This is a genomic window from Sulfitobacter sp. HI0129, assembly GCF_001635395.1.
Lineage (GTDB): Bacteria > Pseudomonadota > Alphaproteobacteria > Rhodobacterales > Rhodobacteraceae > Sulfitobacter.
In genome coordinates, this window is the sequence record NZ_LWGH01000102.1 from 1 (window position 1) to 256 (window position 256).

Genomic DNA, 256 nt, shown 5'->3' on the forward strand with positions numbered 1-256 from the left:
ATCCTCGTCAGAGGACTTAGTCCTGGGGATCTTTAGCGCTCGGAGGGAACATCACCAGCTCCGAGACCGCGACCGGGAAGTCGAGCTTGAGGCTGAAGAACTCCGATCCATCCCCGTTGCGGGTGTTGCGGAACATCGCGCCCACGCGCTGAAAACGGGTGCGCTCCTGGCCATCGGTATCGGTGAACTTGACGGGGACGGTGGCGACGTAGTGGTTGGTCATTTGGGTTACTCCTTGTTGCGATGGGGATCACCC

1 protein-coding gene is annotated in these 256 nt (G+C 60.2%); it reads right to left on the minus strand.

The genetic code is table 11. The annotated features are described in order from the left end of the window. Positions 1–16 precede the first annotated feature (16 nt). A complete protein-coding gene (locus tag A3764_RS00990) occupies positions 17–223 on the minus strand; it encodes a hypothetical protein (RefSeq protein ID WP_007120662.1) in 207 nt (68 codons plus the stop codon). Positions 224–256: the final 33 nt, after the last annotated feature.